We start from the raw sequence: 16,282 nt of genomic DNA on the forward strand, positions 1-16,282 counted from the left end.
AACAGAGGGGGATGATTTTTCATAAAAGATTCTAAATGTGAGAATACCATAGTAAAATTCATTTTTCGAATGAATTACCTATTTTTGAGTAATTAATTTTTAACTACTTAGCATGAATTTGATAGACATTACAGCTAGTCATAGCAAGGAAGAAGTGTTTCAGAAAGTTGAAGACTTTTTGACTGAAAAAGGATTTAGAATCTCGAAAGTGGATCGGACGAGGCCATGGGGTGGTTTTTTTGTGTTGGATGAAAGTCAGATCCGTGAATTCAGAGCAATGTTTTTCGAAGATGTCGACCTTTCTGAAGAGCAATTGGAGCAAAAATTAAGTCCTAAGTTTTTATTGGTTGCACCTGGCGCTCGACTGTCTTGGCAATATCATTTCCGCAGAGCTGAGCTTTGGAAGCTTATCAACGGAGAATCTGGAATTGTTCGCAGCGAAACAGATCAACTTAGGACATTGGAGGAAATGATTCTTAATGAAACGATATCCTTGAAGCAAGGTGAAAGGCACAGATTGGTCGGCTTAGATACTTGGGGTATTGTAGCGGAAATATGGATGCATGTAGACCCTGACAACCCTTCCAATGAAGAAGACATTGTAAGAGTGGAAGACGATTATGCTAGGAAATGAAAAAAAGCTCGGGATTTGACTCCCGAGCTAAAAAGATTAAAATTTGTCGTCCGTAGCTCAATCACCCTTAATAAACTATTTAGTTAAAAAAATCCTACAGGACTAGCTGAAAGAGTGATTAAATATAGATGTAATTATTTGAAATTCAAAATAATGCGTTTGAAAAGTGTTTTACGTAGTGTGAAACAAAAATCAAAGTTTTTCAATCTCTTTAGCTATCTCCTCTGCCTCCGCAGCTAATCGATCTGCTTCTTTTCTGTTTACTTGAGATGCTTTATGAACTTCAGCCAGTTTCTTTGAATAGGCTTCCTGTAACTTTTGCTTCTCTGATTTTTTACTGAATAATCCGAACATATCAGGTTTTACTAATCAAACTGTGAACTTGAAGTATTGTTTCCGATTAATTGAAATTGAGCAAGTTGTTAAGTGATTCTTCCTGAATCTCATCGTTTTTATAATTGATCAAATCTTCCAAGCGTCCAGCAGGATTATAGTATCTCCAAGGGCCTTCTTTTCTACCATCTTTCATTTGACCTTCAGAGGCTTTTCTGCCATTTTCATGATAAAAAATCCAGGTGCCATCGGCTTTGCCTGAAACATAATTTCCCTCGGATTCTTTCTTTCCATCTACATAGTAAGTGATTCTAGTTCCATCACCATCTTTCAAGGTGCCTTTATCAAGGGTTTTGGTTCCGTCGTAGGTTTTGTATTCACTTAGGTTCATTAGACGTCCATTGTCCCAAAACTCTTCTTGGGTCAGCTGTTTGTTGTCATAGAAAAGCCCCCATATTCCATTCTCAAAGCCGAGATTATAGGCGCCGACTGATTTCAATTGGCCTCCATCATAATAGTAAACCCATTGGCCATTTTCAAGTCCCAGAGAGTATTCCCCTTCTGCAACAAGAATCCCGATTTTGTTGAAATACTTCCAAAGACCGGTTTTCAGATCATTTCTATATTCTCCGACTGAGTAGATTTCTCCATCAGGGAAAAAACTTTTCCAAATCCCTGTTTTCATTCCAGTTTGGTATTTCCCTGATACAGAGATTTCCCCTGTACTGTGATATTCTACATAGTCTCCTTCAGGAACTCCTAGCTCGTACGTTTTTCGCTTGGCTACAGACTTGTTGGGATAGTACTCCTCCCAGGTCCCTACTGCGATTCCATTCTCATAGTTTTCTATTCTCGCAAGTCTCTGATTTTCGTAGTAATACCTCCATTTGCCGATTCGTTTACCATTTTCATCGAAATACTCTTCTGATTCTTTTACTTTGGTGCCTGGGAAATACCGTATCCATTCACCTATTTTTTTACCTGCTTTATAATTTCCTGTTTCCACCAGCTGATTTGGATAAGCTGTTCTTACAAAGGGTCCATCCAGTTCTCCATTTTTGTATTGCCCTTCTGTGATTTGTGAACCATCTTGATCGTATTCAAAAAATGGACCTTCCCTTCGACCATTGGTATAATACTCTCTTATCGCTGGTTCTCCAAAGTCATAGTATTGAACCCATTGATCGGTCTTTTTGCCATTAAAATACTGACCCTCAACGGAAATCTGAGTAGCATCAATGTATTCTGGCACACCTGTCCTTCCAAAATATTCTATGTACTTCCCTACAAGAACTGAATCCTTAAAAACCATTTCTTTTTTCAATGCACCATCTGCATCATAGAGTTTAAAAGGGCCAAAAAGTATCCCGTCTCTATATGTTGCTACAGCTTTTCTCCTACCATCTTGATAGAAACTGCTCCATTCACCATCTCTAAGTCCGTTTTTAAATGACCCTTCTGTCAGGAGTGTATTTGTTTTAGGGTTGTAATATTTCCATAACCCTTCTCTTACTGCGTTTGTAAGGATTCCGGTAGCCATCAGTGTTGAATCTGAATTGAATTGGCTAACCATAGTGCTTTCTTGTGCAAACAGAGGGGTGCTAAAAAGAATTAAGGCAATAAGGATGTATTTCATATGATAATTATTTCTTGGCGGCAATCCCTATAGCTATCGGGATTTAGAAAAATCAATCATAACTGACTAGCATCTTGGTTTTAGATGTATAAGTCATGCTTGATTTCATATAACTTTAATTTTGACCTGATTCAGAGGGTTTTTCTGAATCTTTCAAAAGGATGATCTGAATAGTGTACGAATGAATGTGATTCCTGTTTAAAAATAAGGTAAATCCAGCTTTATCCCATTTTTTTAAGAAAGTAAGTGTATTAGTTTTTTTAGTTCATCTGAAATCTTGTCTTCAATACTTAGCTTATCTCCAGAAACCTGGATGGATTTATGCCACTGATGGAAGTTGGAATGTTCATAATCACTCGCTGTTGGAGAACTGCTGCACGAACCGTTTAGAAGTATTTCTGGATAATCCCAAGGGCTCGATGATGTGTCATACAACCAATTGTCATCAAGTAACGGGGCCAAAGGTGCTTTTGGATGACTTGTTCCAAGTTGGACAAATAGGAATAGTCCATGACCAAACCAATTTAATAAACGAATGTTCAGGCCATTATTGAAATCAAAATCCCTGATGATATCCAATACTTGGTAGGGGTATCCTAATAGGTCATTCCCTTTCGTAAGTTTTACTCCTCGACTTTCAGGGTGTACTTTTAATAATGACGTAGAATCGATTGAATTCGCTACTTCATTCAGTATTTCCCAGAATTTAGCTTTAAGTCTATTTTGCCGTGGAATGATCTGCTGGTCAAGCCAAAGTTCGAGATCCAAATAATTGGGTTCTTCAGCCATTTACCACTGAAGTAAAGCGGAAGCCCATGTGAAACCAGAGCCAAATGCAGCAAGGCAAATCAAATCACCTTCCTCTATTAGTCCTTGCTCCCAAGCTTCACTAAGGGCAATTGGAATCGTAGCAGCAGTAGTATTTCCTTTGTCCATGATATTGTTGAATACTTTTTCATCCGGAAGCCCGAGTTGCTTCTGAATATATTGGCTGATACGCAGGTTGGCTTGATGCGGAACAAGCAAATCTATGGCAGATTGATCGAGTTGATTAGCGTCAAGTGCTTCCTTGATTACTTCCATAAATCTCACAACCGCATGCTTGAAGACAGCATTTCCATTCATTTTCAAAAAGAAGTTTCCAGACTCAATAAGTTCTGGAGAAATCCGTACTTCTCGGCTACTACCCGGGTCTTTACAATACAATTCTTCTGCATGCTCGCCTTGAGAATGAAGATGGGTAGAAAGAATGCCTGGTTGATCGGATTCTACTGCTCCAAGAACCGCAGCTCCAGCACCATCTGCAAAAATCACAGAACTAGAGCGTCCTTCGTCACTTTTGTCCAAAGCAGAGGATTGAATCTCAGCTCCGACCACGAGTATTTTTTTGTACATACCAGTTTTGATAAACTGATCAGCAATAGAAAGTGCATAGATAAATCCTGAACAGGCATTTCGAATGTCAAGGGCACCTATGGTTCCCATACCTAGTTCGCGCTGAAGTAAAACGCCATTTCCTGGAATAAAATAATCAGGAGTGATGGTCGCAAACACGATAAAATCTATTTCGGAGGCCTTCACGCCAGCTCTGTCCATTGCCATTTCAGAGGCACCTTTGGACATACTTGTCACCGTATCAACTCCTGGAGTAAACCAGTGTCTTGACTCTATTCCAGTTCTTTCGACGATCCACTCATTATTGGTGTTCATCATTTCAGAAAGCTCATGGTTAGTCACAGTTCGAACGGGCACATAGTGACCAACGCCTAGAATCCTAGATTTCTTCATGTCAATTTGGGTTGTCTTATAATTGATTCTCAATATCGCTAGATCAATTTACTCTAGCAAAAGAGAGCGTGAATAGCGGTGAATTTATCCGAAGAGGGTGTAGTTTCCATGCTGATCCATGGGAGAGGTTTTGCGGATAATCGCAGGACTGTCATTTTGTACGGAATTCACTAGAGGTGAGACGGTATAGCCCAACATTGAATCTGCAGCACAAGGCTTCAGCAAGGCCAAAAGGTCTTCTTCTTCAGTGTAGGTATCCAGCCATTTTTTTTCTGCATTGCGATCTAGAATTACCGGCATTCTGTCATGAATAGCAGAAACCACTGAGTTGGGCGTGGTGGTAAGTATCAAAAAAGTGTGTTGAGTTTCTCCATTGGCAGCTTCATATTCTTCCCAAATTCCAGCGATGGAGAATAGCTCGTCTTCTCTTAAAGTAAACCTGTAGGGAACGGAGGTCTTTTTGCCTAGTCGTTTCCATTCATAAAAACCATCGGCAGGAATGATGCATCTCCTTTGTCTAAAGGCAGTTTTGAACGATATTTTCTCATGAACAGTCTCTGCTTTCGCATTGATGAGTTTTTGAGCAACAGGTCTGTTTTTGCCAAATTCTGGTGTAATCCCCCAGTAGAAGTAAGAAAATCCCTTAGGACTTTGAGAAGTAATCACAGGAACCAGCTGTGTAGGAGCAATATTGTATCGTGGCTTCAAATCAGTTAGCATTTCTGCCTGAAACCTCTCTTCGAGTTCTTCTTTACTTTTACTTAAGGAATATCGTCCACACATAATTTTATATCGCTGTAATTGGCAGGAAGTTAGATAACAGCGCTTATAAATTCAACTGCTCTTTGCTCCGAATAATAGGGTTTTTCGGAATTTGTAGGGCTGAACCCTACATGACCTCCATGTTTTGGGAATTCGAAATAGACCTGATCCAAGGATTTTGCAAGGGTCTTTGGGAAGCATTTTTCACTTAAAAACGGGTCATTCTCTGCATTTAAGACCAGTGTAGGTGCTTTTATCTGATCCAGAAAGTACAAGGAAGAATTGACTTCGTAGTATTCTTCAGCATCTGCAAAGCCATGAAGAGGTCCCGTGAAAAAATCATCGAAATCAGCCAAAGTTTTAATGTTTCTTAGCATATCTACTGGAATTTGTCCCGGATGTGCTTCGGATTTCTCTATTACTTTCTTTTTTAGGCTTCGCAAAAAGCGTTTGGAATACAAGGTGTTTTCAGTTTCAGATATTTTTTTGGAGGAACTTCCCAAGTGTAATGGGACTGAAATGCCGATTCCTCGATGAATTTTTGAAAGTGTATTTCCTTTTTCTCCCAAATACTTTAAAGTCAGATTTCCTCCTAAGCTAAAGCCAACCAGATTTATTTCTTCATAAGCATCATAGGAATGCTTCACCACCAGATCTAAGTCGTATGTAGCGCCAGAATGATAGAAAATAACCTGCTTGTTCATCTCATTACTACAACTGCGAAAGTTCCAGGTGAGGACATCGTAACCTTTTTTCAGAAAAGAATTTACCATGCCCAGCATATAAGCGCGAGTACTATTACCTTCTAAGCCATGACTGATTATGACCAATTTGGACTTGCCTTGATGATACCAATCCAGATCAAGAAAATCTCCGTCTGTTGTAGAAATTCTCTCTTTAACGGGAATAGGAGCAACAACTTTTCTAAAAAGTGAGGGATAAATTGTTTCTAAATGTCCGCTAAACAACCACTTGGGTCTAGCGTAGTTACTGTTGTCTAATAAAGGCATATCAGGGAGATATGGTTTGAAGGCTGAAATGCTTGGGGAAATTACTAGTTTTAAATTTGAATAAAGCCATTATAAAAACTATTTTTGGACACTTTAAAAACGAATTAGCGCGGAATAACCTATGGCCGAAATAATAAGAATGCCTAAAATGAGCGACACCATGGAAGAAGGTGTGATTGCTGCATGGTTGAAAAAAGTTGGAGACTCTGTAAAACCAGGTGATATCCTGGCGGAAGTAGAAACTGACAAAGCAACGATGGAGCTTGAATCCTACGATGAGGGTGTGCTGTTATATATTGGAGTGAAAGAAAAAGATGCTGTGCCAGTAAATGGTGTGATAGCGGTGATCGGAGAGAAAGGTGAGGAGTACCAGCACCTACTTGATGGCAGCGATTCTTCAGCAGCAAAGAAAGAAGAAGCTCCAAAAGCCGAAGAGAAAAAGGATGAACCTGCCAAATCCGAAGCTCCAGCTGAGAAAATTGATGTGTCAAACATCAATGCCACAGTAATCACGATGCCTAAGATGTCTGATACTATGCAAGAGGGAACGATTGCATCTTGGTTGAAGAAAGTAGGTGATGATGTGAAATCCGGTGAAATCATCGCTGAGGTAGAAACTGACAAAGCAACCATGGAACTGGAGTCTTATGACGATGGGACCTTGCTATATATAGGAGTGGAAGCTGGAGATTCTGTGCCAGTAGACGGTGTGATCGCTGTTATCGGTGAAAAAGGAGCTGATTTCGAGACACTTTTGAAAGCTCAAAAATCAGAATCTTCTGAAGCACCTGCTGAGGCTAAAGCCGAACCAGCTGCTGAAGCTAAAAAAGAAGAGGCTCCTAAAGCTTCCTCTACTCCAGCTGCAAGTAGCGCTCCTGCGACTACAGCTGATGGCGATAGATTGAAAGCATCTCCTTTGGCTAAGAAAATGGCTGAAGATAAGGGGATAGATATCCGTACCGTAAGCGGTTCTGGAGAAGGCGGAAGAGTCGTGAAAAGAGACGTAGAAAACTTTGTTCCTGCTGCTGCTCCACAAGGAGGCGAAGCTGTAGGTACTGCTGCTCCAGGTCTTGGAGTGGAAAGCTTCAAAGAAGAGAAGGTTTCTCAGATGAGAAAAGTGATTGCTAAGAGACTTGCAGAAAGCAAGTTTGGTGCACCGCACTTCTACGTGACCATGGAAATCAACATGGATAAAGCGATCGAAGCTAGAAAAAGCATGAATGAAATCGCTCCGGTAAAGATTTCCTTTAACGATATGGTGATCAAAGCTACAGCAGCTGCTTTGCGTCAGCATCCTAAAGTGAACTCTAGCTGGTTAGGCGACAAGATTAGATACAACGACCATATCCATATTGGAATGGCAGTAGCAGTGGATGAGGGGCTTTTGGTTCCAGTGATTAGATTCGCTGATAGCTTGTCACTTTCTCAAATTTCTACTCAGGCCAAAAGCTTAGGTGGAAGAGCTAAAAATAAAGAACTTCAGCCAAAGGATTGGGAAGGAAATACCTTCACGATCTCCAATTTGGGAATGTTCGGAGTAGATGAATTCACTGCGATCATCAATCCACCTGATGCCTGTATCCTAGCAGTAGGCGGTATCAAGGAAACTGTAGTCGTAAAAGATGGCCAGATGAAAATCGGCAATCTGATGAAGGTGACTTTGTCTTGTGATCACAGAGTGGTAGACGGTTCTATTGGAGCGGCCTTCTTGATTACCTTGAAAAGCTTACTCGAAGATCCAGTCAGAATACTGGTTTAAGAATATAATTAACTGCCAAAAAGTCCTGATTTCAGGACTTTTTGCTTTTTGTACGTTTATTGGTAAGTATCCAACACACAATAACCAAGCACATGACTAAGATAAAATCAACAACCGTAGTTGCGATCAGACATAATGGAGAAGTAGTAATAGGAGCAGATGGTCAGGCAACTTTAGGAAATACAGTAGCAAAAAGTAGCGTAAAGAAATTGAGAGTTTTGCAAGGCGGTAAGATCGTTACTGGTTTTGCAGGCTCTACCGCAGATGCTTTTACACTTTTGGAGAAATTCGAAGAGAAGCTTGGAGCTTTTGGCAATAATATGAAACGTTCTGCTGTGGAGTTGGCTAAAGAATGGAGAACGGATCGTATGCTTTCTAAGTTGGAAGCGATGATGATCGTAGCTGATATGGATGATATTTTGATTATCTCTGGCAATGGCGATGTGATCGAACCAGATTTACATATTGCATCTATTGGTTCGGGAAGTATGTATGCTCAATCTGCAGCACGTGCGATGAAGCAATTTGCTCCGCACATGACCGCAGAAGAAATGGTAAGAGAAAGCCTGAATATAGCAGCTGATATCTGTATCTATACCAACCACAATTTGGTGATTGAAAAGGTGTCTGGCTAAAGACATTAAAAAAGTTGAATATCAAACCGAGGCTAATCACTTCGGTTTTATTTTATTTTTTTAGCCACAGAGTGCACGGAGGACTACACAAAAGGGCACAGCTTTTAGTATTATTTAATTTTAGACTGGGCTGAATGCCCTATATACAATAGCCCAGCCTGTAGGGCTGGGGTCAATGAAATTGTTATGAGTGATTGAGCTCTGAAAGAGCGGAATAGCTATTAAGTTTTTTACCCTAGTATGTGTCGCACAGACCACCATATAGGTGGTGCCCTCACAAATGTTTTTCATCTTTTTCTAAACCTGTTGTGCCACTTGACTGTTAAGCAATTGTATAAAAGAGATACTATGGAAACTACCAGAGCTAAGAAAACTACCAAGAAGGATTACAGAAAGCTGATTTTGGAAGGCTTCAAAAATCATGTGCTTGAGCATGGAGAATTGCCAAAGTCGGTATTCAAGTTTGCCAAGGATTTGAAAATGAAAGAGGAGGAGTTTTATACCTACTTCAGCTCTTTCGAAGCGATCAAGTCCACCATATTAGTAGATATTTTTGATGAGACTCTTGCTGATATTGGTAAGCAGGGGGTATTTGAGGAATATTCAGCTAGAGAAAAATTCCTTAGCTTTTTGTTCACCTGGATAGAAGTATTGAAAAAGAATAGATCCTATCTACTGAGTTTATACGAAAGCAAAGCAAAATCTATTGTTACGCTACCAAAGGAATCTGCGGAATTCAAGGAGAAGTTTAAAGCCTTTGCCAACGAGATAATTTTGGAAGGGAAAGAGACAGAAGAAATCGCAACGCGTCCGGTGATTTCAGATCGGTACGATGAGGCGCTTTGGATACAAGTCGGATTTGTATTTAGGTATTGGCTAGATGATAGATCACCTAGATTTGAAAAAACAGATGCGGCTATAGAGAAGTCAGTGAATCTGGGATTTGACCTGATGGGAAAAAGTGCACTTGACTCATTTCTTGACTTCGCCAAATTCATGTATCAGTCTAAATAAACAATGACAGACAACTTAGATGAGCAACAGGCGATCCCTGTCTCAAAAGTGCAGCGAGCTGCCAAATTCATATCTACAGGAGCAAAAGTAGGAGGTAATTATGTGAAGCATTACGCCAAAAAAATGGTGAATCCGGGCATGGATAGGGAGGAGCTCCACCAGAATAATGCTACGGATATCTACTCTTCCCTGAGCCAGCTGAAAGGTTCTGCCCTAAAAGTGGCTCAGATGATGTCGATGGACAAAAATCTCTTGCCAAGAGCTTATCAGGATAAATTCACCATGGCGCAATACTCTGCGCCGCCATTATCCTATCCTTTGGTGGTAAAGACTTTCCAAAAATATTTTGGCAAAACACCAGATCAGGTTTTCGATACATTCACTAGATCAGCGGTGAATGCCGCTTCTATTGGTCAAGTTCACCAAGCTACTTTGGGTGAAAAGACTTTAGCGGTGAAAATCCAATATCCTGGAATTGCTGATTCTGTGAGCTCAGATTTGAAATTAGTAAGACCTTTTGCTTTACGGATTTTGAATATGAATGAGAAAGAGTTGGATCATTACATGGAGGAAGTGGAGGAGAAGCTCTTGGAGGAAACCGATTATGTCCTTGAGGTGAAGCGATCAAGGGAGATATCTGGTGAATGTAGTCATATTCCAAATTTGAAATTCCCGACTTATTACGATGAACTCAGTGCTGAGCGGATCATTACGATGGATTGGATAGAAGGAGCTCACATGAAGGAATGGCTGGAAACCAATCCGAGTCAGAAATCAAGAAATCAGATTGGGCAGGCACTTTGGGATTTTTACCATCATCAGGTTCATAATCTCAAGCAGGTTCATGCTGATCCACACCCCGGTAATTTCATTATTCAGGACAATGACCAACTGGGAATCATTGATTTCGGCTGTGTGAAAATAATTCCTGAGGACTTCTATCAGGGTTATTTTGCGCTGATTAAAAAAGACTTGTTGATCAATAGCAATGAACTGGATCAGGTGTTTTTTGATCTGGAATTTATCTCAGACAAAGATTCACCAGACGAGCAGGAGTACTTCAAATCCGTCTTTAAAGAGATGATCTCTCTGCTAGGTAAGCCTTTTCATGTAGAGAAGTTCGACTTTTCGGATGATAGCTTCTTTGAAAAAATCTTTGAATTAGGAGATCGAGTTTCCAATGATAAGCTATTCAAGAAATCTAATCAGGCTCGTGGTTCCAGACATGGTTTGTATGTAAACAGAACCTATTTTGGATTGTATAATCTACTGAATCAGCTTCAGGCTGAGGTGGTGACGACTAAGCCGGATTGGTTGGAATAATTTCAATATATTTTGTTCCAGTTTCCAAAAAGTGTAACTTTTGTATTGTTATTTCTGTTTCAAATTGAGAATCATATCTGAGAGAACATTAGTAGAATTTATTTCTAAGCACCCAGATGCCAAAGCTCCGCTTCAGCGTTGGGTGAAAATTGTCAAATCATTGAAGTTGAATAATCTTAACGAAATTAAATTATTCTTCGGTTCTGCAGATGTGCTCGCTAGCAATAGAGTGATTTTCAATATTGGAGGAAATAAATTTCGGTTAATTACAGGCATTCATGTTGCCAGCCAAGGTAAGCAAGATATTGTTTACACGATTTGGATAGGTACTCATTCTGCCTATGATAAAATTGATGCAAATAAAATTTAACTATTATGGAAACGATTGAAAAACCTTTACTAAAAGTCATTGAGAATGATTTGGAGTACCAAACTTCTCTTGAATTGATAAAAGGTTTAATAAATAGTGGAGTGGAGGCAAACTCAGATGAGGAGAATTATCTGGAAGTTCTTTCCATATTAATAGAGAAATATGAAGAGGAAAAAGGATATAAAGTAGATAACTCCACTGCTGATTCTATTGAAGTTTTAAGCTATTACCTTTCAGAAAATGGTATGCAGCAAAAGGACCTTGTACCTGTATTAGGGCCAGCAAGCAGAGTTTCTGAAATAATGAATCGAAAAAGGAGACTAAGTCTAAAGCAAATCAAAAAGCTGAATCAAGCTTATCATATTCCAGTAGCATTACTGCTAGATTAAAGCAAAAAAGGGAAGCAAAACGCTTCCCTTTTTTATTGATTTACTTTCCTGAGTAAGTGACCCGATAGATCACTCCAGCCATATCATCTGAGATCAATAAGCTACCGTCTTTCAGTTCCTGAACATCCACCGGGCGACCCCAGGCCTCCTGAGCTTCCTCATCCAGCCATCCAGTTGCGAAATCTTCTTCACCAGATGCAGTTGAGCCATCCACATTGATTGAAGTCAAAACATAGCCAGATTTCTTACTTCTATTCCATGAGCCGTGTTTGGCGATAATTATTTTACTTTTATATTCCGTAGGGAACATGTCGCCTTCATAGAACCTCATTCCTAAAGGAGCTACGTGAGCGCCCATTTTTGCTGCTGGAGCTACATAGTCACTCGCTGGTCCGCCTTTGTCGCCAAACTCAGGGTCTTTCACGGTTCCCTCGTGCCAGTAAGGATAACCGAAATGCTGCCCAGCTTCAGAGATATGGTTCAACTCACAATTTGGAATGTCATCTCCCATCATATCACGACCATTGTCAGTAAACCACATGTCTCCGGTTTTTGGATCCCAGTCGAAACCCACTGAGTTTCTCACGCCATGTGCTACGATTTCTGGTGTTGGATTTGGAGAACTCACATCCAATCGGGTGATGGATGCGAATATTTCATCCTCAGATTCACAAATATTACAAGGAGCGCCAACTGGCACATACAATTTTCCATCTGGGCCAAAAGCAATGAATTTCCATCCATGATGAGTTTCTGTAGGATAGCCGTCGTACAGGACTTCATAGCTTGGATTATTCAGGTTGTTCTTGATGTCTTTGAATCGAATGATTCTACTTACCTCGGCGACATAGAGATCACCATCTTTGTAAGCAACTCCATTGGGCATTTGCAGATCCTCGGCCAAAGTGAATTTCGTGTCAGCCTTACCATCACCATCTTCATCAATGACTGCGTAGACATCACCTTTCTGTCTGCTTCCTACGAAAACAATTCCATCTTCGGAGACTGTCATCTCACGGGCATTCGGAATATCCGCTGCCCATACGTCTATTTTGAAATTAGCAGGTAGTTTGATTTTGTCCAATTTCACATCCGCTTTTGCAGTGCTGATATTCCGCTTATTTGCAGAGTTTGGAGTTTTAAGATTTTGAGCCTCAGCTTTTTGATTTTGTTCACAACCGAAAGCGAAAAGGCAGATTCCTATTCCGAGTACGACTGAAATTTTGGATAGATTTTTCATAAGTAGTAGGTTCTTTACTATAGAAAGATAAGAAACATTCAGAATGTTTGGGATTGAAAAGGTTATGAGCGGGTTAATGATTAATTTTGCGCCATGTTATCGATTTCCAACCTTTCTTACTTCATCGGAGGGCGTCCACTCTACGAAAATGCCAATTTACATATCAAGCCTAAAGACAAGATTGGCCTTGTAGGTCAAAACGGTACGGGTAAGTCCACCTTATTGAAAATTATCAATGGAGATTTTCAGCCTAGTTCTGGAGAAGTCCAAAAGGCGAAGGATTGTACCATTGGATTTTTGAATCAGGATTTGCTTTCTTTTCAGTCTGACGATAGTATTTTGAATGTGGCTTTGGCGGCTTTCAAAGAGACTTTAGAGCTTCAAGATGAGATAGATGAAATCTTGAAAAAGATGGAAACTGATTACTCTGATGAGATTATTAATAGACTTGCGTTTCTTCAAGAGAGATTTGAAGCTAATGAGGGCTATACAATCAAAGCAAAGGCGGCAGAAGTATTAGAAGGTATAGGTTTCAAATCTGCAGATTTGGATAAGCCACTTCGGACTTTTTCCGGTGGATGGAGAATGCGTGTGATGCTAGCCAAGCTTTTGCTCGAAAAGCCATCCCTGCTGATGCTCGATGAGCCTACCAACCACTTGGATCTTCCTTCCATCGAATGGGTGGAGAATTATATGAAGAACTATGAGGGTGCAGTTATCGTAGTTTCCCACGATCAGACATTTTTGGATAATTGTATCAGCAGCACAGTAGAGGTCGCGAGTAATTCTCTGACCCTATATGCTGGAAATTACTCTTTTTATAAGGAAGAGAAGGTAGAGCGGATGGAAATCCAGCAAAATGCCTATGAGAATCAGCAGCAGATGATCAAGCAAACGGAGAAATTCATCGAGCGTTTCCGTGCTAAGGCAACCAAGTCCAATCAGGTTCAGTCAAGAATCAAAGCCTTGGATAGATTGGATCGTGTACATGAGGTAGTGAGTGACGAGGTTTCGGTCAATTTCAAATTCAAATTCTCCAAGCAATCAGGCCGTGATGTGATCACGCTTGACAATATTTCGAAGGCTTACGGGGATAATGTGATTCTGAAAAACACCACTGCCCGTATTGAGCGAGGTGATAAAATTGCCTTGATCGGAGCAAATGGAAAAGGTAAATCAACACTACTCAGAATCATCGATGGCTCTGAAAAGGATATAAAAGGAAGAACTGAAGGCTATAATGTTGTAAAATCTTTCTTTGCCCAACATCAGTTGGAAGCACTGACGCTAGATAATGAGATCCTTCAAGAAATGGCTCAGGCTGGCAGTGCCAAATCTGAAATGGAGCTTCGAGGTGTATTAGGATGCTTTCTGTTTACCAATGAAGAAGTTTTCAAAAAGATCAAGGTGCTTTCTGGAGGTGAAAAATCCAGAGTTGCACTAGCAAAAACTCTGATCTCTGAATCCAACTTTTTGCTACTCGATGAGCCTACCAACCACTTGGACTTTCAGTCAGTCAATATTTTGATTCAAGCGCTTCAGCAATATGAAGGGACATTTGTGACAGTATCTCACGATAGGCACTTCATCAGAGGTGTGGCAAATAAGATCTGGTACATAGAGAATCATGAGATCAAAGAGTACTTGGGTACTTATGCAGAGTATGAGGCTTGGAGAGAAAGGCAAGTGGAAGTAGCTCCAGTGCAAACGACTCAAAAGGCCGTGAAAAAGGAGCAGCCTAAAGCTAAGGCTCCTGTGAATAATCCAGAGGCACAGCAAGCCAAGAGAGATCTTCGTAAACTTGAGGAGGAATTGGAAAGAGTGGAGAAGGAAGTGGAAAAACTTGAAGAGAAGAAGTTGGGTTTGGAGCGAAAAATGGCTGATCCAGAATTGTATTCTCGCGAGGAAGAAGCTCAGGAAATTCAAGAAAACTATCAAGGTCTTCAGGCTAAGCTTGCGAGATCCAATGAGCAATGGGAGGCTTTGGTGGATAAAATTTCCAGTTTACAGGAAGTCCTTTCTTAGTATTTAATAGATTTGGTCTTCATTTTGCCTATTTTTCAGAATGAAGACCAAATTCCTTTTTTTAAGTTTTTTGCTGACTAGCTCAGCTGTTTTTTCTCTTTTTGCGCAGCAACTGGAGGATAGAGTATATAAAGATCACATCCAATCTGTGCGTTTATTTCCAGTGGGAGTGACTTTTGACGCCTCGCTGGATGCCCCAGTAGTTCCACTTTTATCTAGTAAAAAGTTGCTACTTATCTTCGATGATTTGGCTTTTGACCCCCAATTATACACCGCCAAATTGATTCATTGTGATGCAGATTGGCAACAGTCACAGCTGAAGAATAATGATTTTCTCCCCACTTTCAATGAGTTTAATATACAGGATTACGAGTATTCTGTCAATACTCGAATTCCTTATATTCATTATAAATTTGAAGTCCCATCAGTCACCAAATCAGGCAATTATATATTAAAAGTATATAGTCAGAGGGATGAGTCTGACGTGATTTTGACCAAGCGATTTATGGTGTATGAGGAGACATTTAAGGTAGGAGCTGCAGTGGTGCCTCCGACTCAAACAGCAAATAGGAAGCAGTCTCAGCAAATAAATGTGGTGGTGAATTATTCTGCAGGAGAGGTGACCAATCCCGACGGGCAGATCAAAGTGCTTATCCGTCAAAACCAACGTTGGGACAATGCGAAGTTTTTGGCTAAGCCAACCTTTATGAACGAGAGTTCGAAGATCCTTCGATATGAGTCTTTTGATGGCAGTAATGCCTTCGATGCAGGGAACGAATTTCGATTTGTTGACCTGAGGTTTATGCGCGCAAATGGAATAAATGTAGCGGATATGCGTGTGGAGCCAGATGTGATATTTGCAGATGGAAAAATAAACGAACCTAGGCCAGAGACAGCGTATTCGCAGTATTTAGATCTGAATGGACAATATTTGATAGAAACCAAAGATCGACCAGGAGGAGATCCAGAGATAGAAAGCGAATATATGCTGATGACTTTTAGATTAGCGGTGGAACAAACCTCAGATCCTATCTACTTGCTTGGTTCATTGACAAATTGGGGTAAAGCACCTGAGACAAAGATGGAGTGGGATCCCAAGATGGGTGTTTACACCACCTCACTTTTGTTGAAACAAGGCTGGTATGATTACCAATTTGCATTTTCCGAAAATGGTGTATTCGAACCTCAGTATTTTGAAGGAAGTTATTTTGAAACTGAGAATGAATATCAGGTCCTGGTTTATTTCAGGAATCTAGGCTCGCGTTATGATCAGCTAGTGGGATATATATACTTACAGCCAAATCGCCGGAGAATGTAGAGGAAGATGGTTGTTGATTGAGTTCTAAAGATGAAAAGTAAAAAGT

At 40.3% G+C, this 16,282-nt stretch carries 16 protein-coding genes; 9 read left to right on the plus strand and 7 right to left on the minus strand.

What is annotated here, in order from left to right; genetic code table 11:
* Nucleotides 1-112 precede the first annotated feature (112 nt).
* Nucleotides 113-634 carry a cupin domain-containing protein gene (locus tag LV85_RS13125; protein WP_111320147.1) on the plus strand — a complete coding sequence of 174 codons (522 nt, stop codon included), beginning with the start codon at nucleotides 113-115 and terminating at the stop codon, nucleotides 632-634.
* Nucleotides 635-826: 192 nt separating this feature from the next.
* On the opposite strand, the gene LV85_RS13130 is transcribed toward LV85_RS13125, so the two are convergent.
* The 6 genes from LV85_RS13130 to LV85_RS13155 all read right to left on the minus strand — a co-directional run bounded on the left by LV85_RS13130 (nucleotide 827) and on the right by LV85_RS13155 (nucleotide 6,163).
* On the minus strand, nucleotides 827-988 hold the full coding sequence (locus LV85_RS13130; protein WP_111320149.1) for a Lacal_2735 family protein: 162 nt from the start codon (nucleotides 986-988) through the stop codon (nucleotides 827-829).
* A 46-nt stretch (nucleotides 989-1,034) separates the two neighbouring features.
* On the minus strand, nucleotides 1,035-2,603 hold the full coding sequence (locus LV85_RS13135; protein ID WP_111320151.1) for a toxin-antitoxin system YwqK family antitoxin: 1,569 nt from the start codon (nucleotides 2,601-2,603) through the stop codon (nucleotides 1,035-1,037).
* Nucleotides 2,604-2,837: 234 nt separating this feature from the next.
* Nucleotides 2,838-3,392, minus strand: coding sequence for a hypothetical protein (locus LV85_RS13140; RefSeq protein WP_111320153.1), 555 nt, complete (start codon nucleotides 3,390-3,392; stop codon nucleotides 2,838-2,840).
* Nucleotides 3,393-4,391 (minus strand): 3-oxoacyl-ACP synthase III family protein, encoded by a 999-nt coding sequence (locus LV85_RS13145; RefSeq protein ID WP_111320302.1) that lies wholly within the window; start codon nucleotides 4,389-4,391, stop codon nucleotides 3,393-3,395.
* A gap of 84 nt (nucleotides 4,392-4,475) precedes the next feature.
* Nucleotides 4,476-5,174, minus strand: a complete 699-nt coding sequence (locus LV85_RS13150; protein ID WP_111320155.1) for an SOS response-associated peptidase — start codon at nucleotides 5,172-5,174, stop codon at nucleotides 4,476-4,478.
* A gap of 29 nt (nucleotides 5,175-5,203) precedes the next feature.
* Nucleotides 5,204-6,163: a YheT family hydrolase gene (locus LV85_RS13155; RefSeq protein ID WP_111320157.1), complete on the minus strand. Its 960-nt coding sequence runs from the start codon at nucleotides 6,161-6,163 to the stop codon at nucleotides 5,204-5,206.
* A gap of 121 nt (nucleotides 6,164-6,284) precedes the next feature.
* On the opposite strand from LV85_RS13155, the gene LV85_RS13160 reads away from it, so the two are divergent.
* From LV85_RS13160 to LV85_RS13185, 6 genes are all read left to right on the plus strand, one after another.
* Nucleotides 6,285-7,922 (plus strand): pyruvate dehydrogenase complex dihydrolipoamide acetyltransferase, encoded by a 1,638-nt coding sequence (locus LV85_RS13160; protein ID WP_111320158.1) that lies wholly within the window; start codon nucleotides 6,285-6,287, stop codon nucleotides 7,920-7,922.
* Nucleotides 7,923-8,014: 92 nt separating this feature from the next.
* Nucleotides 8,015-8,557, plus strand: coding sequence for an ATP-dependent protease subunit HslV (gene hslV / locus LV85_RS13165; RefSeq protein WP_111320160.1), 543 nt, complete (start codon nucleotides 8,015-8,017; stop codon nucleotides 8,555-8,557).
* 348 nt (nucleotides 8,558-8,905) lie between these two features.
* Nucleotides 8,906-9,571 carry a TetR family transcriptional regulator C-terminal domain-containing protein gene (locus tag LV85_RS13170; protein ID WP_111320162.1) on the plus strand — a complete coding sequence of 222 codons (666 nt, stop codon included), beginning with the start codon at nucleotides 8,906-8,908 and terminating at the stop codon, nucleotides 9,569-9,571.
* Between the two features lie 3 nt (nucleotides 9,572-9,574).
* On the plus strand, nucleotides 9,575-10,894 hold the full coding sequence (locus LV85_RS13175; RefSeq protein ID WP_111320164.1) for an ABC1 kinase family protein: 1,320 nt from the start codon (nucleotides 9,575-9,577) through the stop codon (nucleotides 10,892-10,894).
* Nucleotides 10,895-10,958: 64 nt separating this feature from the next.
* Nucleotides 10,959-11,264 (plus strand): type II toxin-antitoxin system HigB family toxin, encoded by a 306-nt coding sequence (locus LV85_RS13180; protein ID WP_111320166.1) that lies wholly within the window; start codon nucleotides 10,959-10,961, stop codon nucleotides 11,262-11,264.
* A 5-nt stretch (nucleotides 11,265-11,269) separates the two neighbouring features.
* Nucleotides 11,270-11,653, plus strand: coding sequence for a helix-turn-helix domain-containing protein (locus tag LV85_RS13185; protein ID WP_111320168.1), 384 nt, complete (start codon nucleotides 11,270-11,272; stop codon nucleotides 11,651-11,653).
* Between the two features lie 40 nt (nucleotides 11,654-11,693).
* Here LV85_RS13185 and LV85_RS13190 read toward each other — a convergent pair whose 3' ends face one another.
* Nucleotides 11,694-12,893: a PQQ-dependent sugar dehydrogenase gene (locus tag LV85_RS13190; protein ID WP_111320170.1), complete on the minus strand. Its 1,200-nt coding sequence runs from the start codon at nucleotides 12,891-12,893 to the stop codon at nucleotides 11,694-11,696.
* A gap of 93 nt (nucleotides 12,894-12,986) precedes the next feature.
* Here LV85_RS13190 and LV85_RS13195 point away from each other — a divergent pair, with 93 nt between their 5' ends.
* Nucleotides 12,987-14,918 carry an ABC-F family ATP-binding cassette domain-containing protein gene (locus LV85_RS13195; protein WP_111320172.1) on the plus strand — a complete coding sequence of 644 codons (1,932 nt, stop codon included), beginning with the start codon at nucleotides 12,987-12,989 and terminating at the stop codon, nucleotides 14,916-14,918.
* Between the two features lie 40 nt (nucleotides 14,919-14,958).
* Nucleotides 14,959-16,236 (plus strand): type IX secretion system plug protein, encoded by a 1,278-nt coding sequence (locus LV85_RS13200; protein ID WP_111320174.1) that lies wholly within the window; start codon nucleotides 14,959-14,961, stop codon nucleotides 16,234-16,236.
* The last annotated feature ends 46 nt before the right edge of the window (nucleotides 16,237-16,282 follow it).

It is taken from the genome of Algoriphagus chordae (assembly GCF_003254055.1).
GTDB lineage: Bacteria > Bacteroidota > Bacteroidia > Cytophagales > Cyclobacteriaceae > Algoriphagus > Algoriphagus chordae.

Bases quoted from the DNA above. Each gene is read 5' to 3' on its own strand.
- LV85_RS13160 (WP_111320158.1), top strand. From the start codon at position 6,285: ATGGCCGAAATAATAAGAATGCCTAAAATGAGCGACACCATGGAAGAA.
- LV85_RS13145 (WP_111320302.1), bottom strand. From the start codon at position 4,391: ATGAAGAAATCTAGGATTCTAGGCGTTGGTCACTATGTGCCCGTTCGA.
- LV85_RS13200 (WP_111320174.1), top strand. From the start codon at position 14,959: ATGAAGACCAAATTCCTTTTTTTAAGTTTTTTGCTGACTAGCTCAGCT.
- LV85_RS13135 (WP_111320151.1), bottom strand. From the start codon at position 2,603: ATGAAATACATCCTTATTGCCTTAATTCTTTTTAGCACCCCTCTGTTT.
- LV85_RS13155 (WP_111320157.1), bottom strand. From the start codon at position 6,163: ATGCCTTTATTAGACAACAGTAACTACGCTAGACCCAAGTGGTTGTTT.
- LV85_RS13170 (WP_111320162.1), top strand. From the start codon at position 8,906: ATGGAAACTACCAGAGCTAAGAAAACTACCAAGAAGGATTACAGAAAG.
- LV85_RS13185 (WP_111320168.1), top strand. From the start codon at position 11,270: ATGGAAACGATTGAAAAACCTTTACTAAAAGTCATTGAGAATGATTTG.
- LV85_RS13140 (WP_111320153.1), bottom strand. From the start codon at position 3,392: ATGGCTGAAGAACCCAATTATTTGGATCTCGAACTTTGGCTTGACCAG.
- LV85_RS13175 (WP_111320164.1), top strand. From the start codon at position 9,575: ATGACAGACAACTTAGATGAGCAACAGGCGATCCCTGTCTCAAAAGTG.
- LV85_RS13150 (WP_111320155.1), bottom strand. From the start codon at position 5,174: ATGTGTGGACGATATTCCTTAAGTAAAAGTAAAGAAGAACTCGAAGAG.
- LV85_RS13195 (WP_111320172.1), top strand. From the start codon at position 12,987: ATGTTATCGATTTCCAACCTTTCTTACTTCATCGGAGGGCGTCCACTC.
- LV85_RS13190 (WP_111320170.1), bottom strand. From the start codon at position 12,893: ATGAAAAATCTATCCAAAATTTCAGTCGTACTCGGAATAGGAATCTGC.
- hslV (WP_111320160.1), top strand. From the start codon at position 8,015: ATGACTAAGATAAAATCAACAACCGTAGTTGCGATCAGACATAATGGA.
- LV85_RS13130 (WP_111320149.1), bottom strand. From the start codon at position 988: ATGTTCGGATTATTCAGTAAAAAATCAGAGAAGCAAAAGTTACAGGAA.
- LV85_RS13125 (WP_111320147.1), top strand. From the start codon at position 113: ATGAATTTGATAGACATTACAGCTAGTCATAGCAAGGAAGAAGTGTTT.